The organism is Streptomyces sp. NTH33, from assembly GCF_003236365.1.
Classification (GTDB): Bacteria; Actinomycetota; Actinomycetes; order Streptomycetales; family Streptomycetaceae; genus Streptomyces.
The window spans coordinates 1-4187 of sequence record NZ_POTZ01000547.1; the positions used below are offsets into that span (position 1 = coordinate 1).

General features: G+C 64.8%; 3 protein-coding genes, 1 tRNA gene and 1 pseudogene. 2 read left to right on the top strand and 3 right to left on the bottom strand.

What is annotated here, in order from left to right; translation table 11 throughout:
* Positions 1-288: 288 nt before the first annotated feature.
* Positions 289-378: transfer RNA gene (locus C1I97_RS32575), tRNA-Ser, on the bottom strand.
* A 385-nt stretch (positions 379-763) separates the two neighbouring features.
* Between C1I97_RS32575 and C1I97_RS40305 the strand changes: the two genes are divergently transcribed.
* The gene (locus tag C1I97_RS40305; RefSeq protein ID WP_181447013.1) at positions 764-925 is read left to right on the top strand and encodes a hypothetical protein; all 162 of its coding nucleotides are present in this window, start codon (positions 764-766) and stop codon (positions 923-925) included.
* A gap of 351 nt (positions 926-1276) precedes the next feature.
* Here the strand turns inward: C1I97_RS40305 and C1I97_RS32585 are convergent, their stop codons facing one another.
* Positions 1277-2353, bottom strand: coding sequence for an ice-binding family protein (locus C1I97_RS32585; protein ID WP_146608363.1), 1077 nt, complete (start codon positions 2351-2353; stop codon positions 1277-1279).
* A gap of 605 nt (positions 2354-2958) precedes the next feature.
* On the opposite strand from C1I97_RS32585, the gene C1I97_RS32590 reads away from it, so the two are divergent.
* Complete coding sequence (locus C1I97_RS32590; RefSeq protein ID WP_111006636.1) at positions 2959-3492, top strand: NUDIX hydrolase; 534 nt, start codon at positions 2959-2961, stop codon at positions 3490-3492.
* Here the strand turns inward: C1I97_RS32590 and C1I97_RS32595 are convergent.
* Positions 3470-4060: pseudogene (locus C1I97_RS32595) on the bottom strand (hypothetical protein); the annotation flags it as partial. The gene C1I97_RS32590 and the pseudogene C1I97_RS32595 sit on opposite strands and share 23 nt — an antisense overlap.
* Between the last annotated feature and the right edge of the window lie 127 nt (positions 4061-4187).

Consider the following 4187-nt stretch of genomic DNA (forward strand, 5'->3'; position numbering starts at 1 on the left):
AGAACTTCCTCGCCCTGGACATTCCCGTCGCCTTCAGCCACAGCTGGGCCACGGCCGGCGACCACATCGGCTCCCCGAACCGCCCCGGGCTCGACAGGGATCTCAGCTGGTCACTGTGACCCGGAGCATCGTGATTTCCCGACAGCGACTCGCCTGGTACGCCCGTGCCCCAGCCGTGCCCGATCGCGCGGGGAACCACGGGGAACCACGGTGGCCACCGGGCACCACGCAGCCGAACGGCCCCCGACCAACTCACCTGGTCAGGGGCCGTTTCCGCTGTTCTCAGCGCGGAGGCGGTGGGATTTGAACCCACGGTGACATCGCTGCCACGACGGTTTTCAAGACCGTTCCCTTAGGCCGCTCGGGCAACCCACCTCCGTCCCGCCCACCAGGGGCGGAGCAGGTACAGCGTACCGGCACCGAGTGTTTCGCGGGGGCCGTGGTCCACACGGGGTCCACTGGCCGCGTTCCGCTCCCCCAGGGCTCCGATCAGCACCCGCTGACGTGTGGACGTCCAGCGTCGCCAAGACCGTCACCGCCCTCAGCCTTCTACAAGAAGGCTGAGAATTCGTAGCGGTCCTATGTGGACCGGCATGGGGTCACTTCCCCCCCCGGTCGTAGAACCGCACGATATACTCGGAGCATTTGAGTGATAAGCATATGAGTCTGCCTCGACAGGGGAAGGAATAAGACTGCCAAGCCTTCGTCGAGCCAATCGGCGTCCACCCACGTCAAGGAGACAGAAATGCGTCGAATCTCTAGCGTGCTGATCGCATCAGTGGCTCTTGTCGCTGCCCTCGGCTCCCCGGCAATCGCCGACGACAAACTCCTCGGTCTGATTCCCGTCAAAGCGGACAACGCCAGTGTTCTGAACAACCCAAACGTTCTGAACAACGCCACCGTTGATTTGCTGAACCAGCATTGACAGGTCGGTGCTCTCGGCTTCGTCGGGGGCACCACCGCAACAATCCTGAACAGACCTGCAAAGCAAATTACGTGCGATCGGGCATCACGCCATGATGGGCCTGGCCACAGTCAATTTTCGCGAGGTCTTTCGCCTAGCGCGCGGCGGATCGATGGCGATCCGCCGCGCGCCGCTTGTTCAATTGGTTTCTCCGGACGGCAGTCCAGAGCACTCGCCTTTCGGGAGGGGCGCCTGCGTGGCTCAGCTACGACCTGGCGAACCCGCAGGGCGAGCGGGAGTCGTGCTGCCTGCCGTGCTGATCACTACGCCAGAAGCCAGGCAAGCCCTGCGAGTCCGATGCCCTGGCCAGCTTCACCAAGACCACGACGGGCCGTCTGTCCGGCTGTCCTTCTTGCCCTCGTCGTACTTGCCGTGCTCATCGGACTTCTTGCCCTCGTCGTACTTGCCGTGCTCATCGGACTTCTTGCCCTCGTCGTACTTGCCGTGCCCATTGGACTTCTCGCCCTTATCGTGGTGGCCCGGAGGCGTCGTGGCCGGAGGCGTCGTGGCCGGAGGCGTCGTGGCCGGAGGCGTCGTGGCCGGAGGCGTCGTGGCCGGAGGCGTCGTGGCCGGAGGCGTCGTGGCCGGAGGCGTCGTGGCCGGAGGCGTCGTGGCCGGAGGCGTCGTGGGGACGGCGCTGCACTCACCCTGGAAGATCGTGTTGGAGTCCAGCGTCACGGCGCCGTTGCGGGCCAGCAGCCGGCCGTTGACGGTCGTCCCCGTGGTGGCAGTGATCGAGGTCAAGGCCAGGACGTTGCCCACGAACGTGGAGTTGGTACCGAGGGTGGCCGAGCTGCCGATCTGCCAGTACACATTGCAGGGGTTGGCGCCATTGGTGAAAAGTACCCGGCTGGCGGATGCCGTCGTCAGCGACGAACCGACCTGGAACACCCAGACGGCACTGGAGTTGCCCTGGCCGTTCAGGGTGAGAGTGCCGGTGATCTGGGCGCGGACGGGCACCTTGTAGACGCCCGGAGACAGTGTCTGGCCACCGAGCTCCACGGGATCTCCGGTGTATGTGACGTCCGCAGCCTCTCCGGCGGCCTGGTTGTACGCCGTGGTCAGATCGTTCTGGGCCTGGAGAGCGACGGCGTCAGCAGCATGGATAGCGCCGGGCGGCTGCACTGCGCCGGGCGGGAACCCCACGACCGCCGTACCCGGACTCACCCCCACGTTGCGCTCGACCGTTGTTGGGCCGGTGTTGGTGACTGTCGAACCAGCCAGTACTCCGAAATCGGCTGCCGTACCCAGATTCACAGGCGTGGCAACGGCTTCTGCGCGTGTCGGTGACATCGCGATTGCGGCAGCGGCGATCACGGCGGTTACTACCGCCGCGATCCAAAGCGACATGGTGCGCCGTCGTGGCGCACCGAGGATATTCAGCGTCATCGAGGGGCCAACTCCTGTGAGGGATGGTGCCTACATCGGCGGTCTGACTGCGGCATATTATTCGAAGAAGGGGGCGATTTACGGTTGCCTCGAGAGCCTTCGCTGAAATTGACCAACAAATCGTGAAATGCTTAAAAATGCTTAATAGGCCGGATGGCGCTGACTGCTTTACTCCGGACGGGCGACTGGGAAACGCCACCAAAAATCACAATTCCCCAGAGTTGACTGTCACGGGGGCACTGCTTCACGATCTCGGAATCTGCGAAGATGGGGTTGACAACCGCCGCACTTATTTGGTGGACGAGAACCTCGCTATAACGAGCTCGTGCACGGTAGGCGGTGAGACGTCGAGGATGGCTGCGGGACGCAGTGCTCACATCTGTCGTTCCGACGTCAGGTCCGCGGTCTGCTGATGAGACAGCAGACCGGCGACGGCACAACCAGTCGGTGATCAGCCCATACGACAGTGCTTGATCCGAGACGGCCCTAGTGGTGCCGGGCCGACCGTTGACGTATTCGTCACCCTGACATGAATCTTTCGCAAGCTTGCGCGGCATGCCTCGTCGGTCTGAGACCCTGGAGACCGATCGAGAGGGGCCGCAGGTATGGAGTGGAAGACCCACGGTGAGCGACAGATCTACACCAACAAGTGGGTGAATCTGTGTCTGGTCGACGTCCAGCAGCCTGACGGGCGCAGGTGGGAGTACCACGTCGTTCGCCTGCGGCACCTGGCCGTGGCCGCCGTGGTCAACGACCGACAGGAGGTCCTGATGATGTGGCGGCACCGCTTCATCACGGATTCGTGGGCCTGGGAGCTGCCCATGGGCCTGGTCGAGGAGGGAGAGACCCCGGAAGAGGCTGCGGCCCGCGAGGTTCTGGAGGAGACGGGCTGGCGCCCCGGCCCCATCAAGCCCCTGATCTACGCCGAGCCGGCCAACGGCATCACCGACTCGCAGCACCACGTCTTCCGCGCGGACGGCGCGACCTACGCCGGCCCGCCGACGGAGAAGAACGAGTCCGACCGGATCGAGTGGATTCCCCTCAGCGAGGTGCGCGGGATGATCGACCGCCGCGAGATCGTCAGCAGTGGGTCTCTCGTCGGTCTGCTCTACCTGCTCATGGATGAAGCGATCCGCTGACCGGCGGGAGGACTGCCCGTAGCCGCGCCTCGAAGGCCAGGGCTACGGGCTCTTGCCTGTGCGGGGCCAACTGATCGTAGAACTCTCTGAGATGGCCGGACACTCGCTCGGAGGCCACCGCAGACGCGGACTCCAGCGCTTGCGTGGCGGTGCTGCACGCCTGGTCCAGCTTGCCTTGGTCCAGCTGCGTGCGCGCCAGCCAGAACGCGTGAAACGCTCGGCCGCGCTGGTTTGTGCGGTCCTCGCGGCGCAACGCATCCGCGATCAAAGGTTCCGCCGTCGCTGCCTCGCCCAGTCGGCCGTGGGCAATGCCCGTGTCCACTATCAGCTTCAGCTCGTCGAAGTAGGTCACCCATGACGGGTCTGGGTCGCTCACCTGGATCCGCTCGAACTGGCGGTGTGCTTCCGAGATCGCGCGGTGGGTCGACGTGCGGTTGCCCAGGGTGGCGTGGGCGAAGGCTTCACGCATGGACAGCATCGACAGGACTCGTGGGGGCGTGCCAAGGGCTGAGCGGGCCTGGTCCTGGGCGGCGGTGACGAGTGCCAGAGAGTCCGCAGGCTTGTCCTGAGAGGGCTTCTCGAAACCGAGTGTGGGGCTGGGGGGTCCGTACGGGCGTGCTGTTCAGGTGATTGTGGCCGCGCGGGGGCATGAAGGCAGGGCCTCTCGGTAGCACAGAGGGTGTCTACGCCACTGC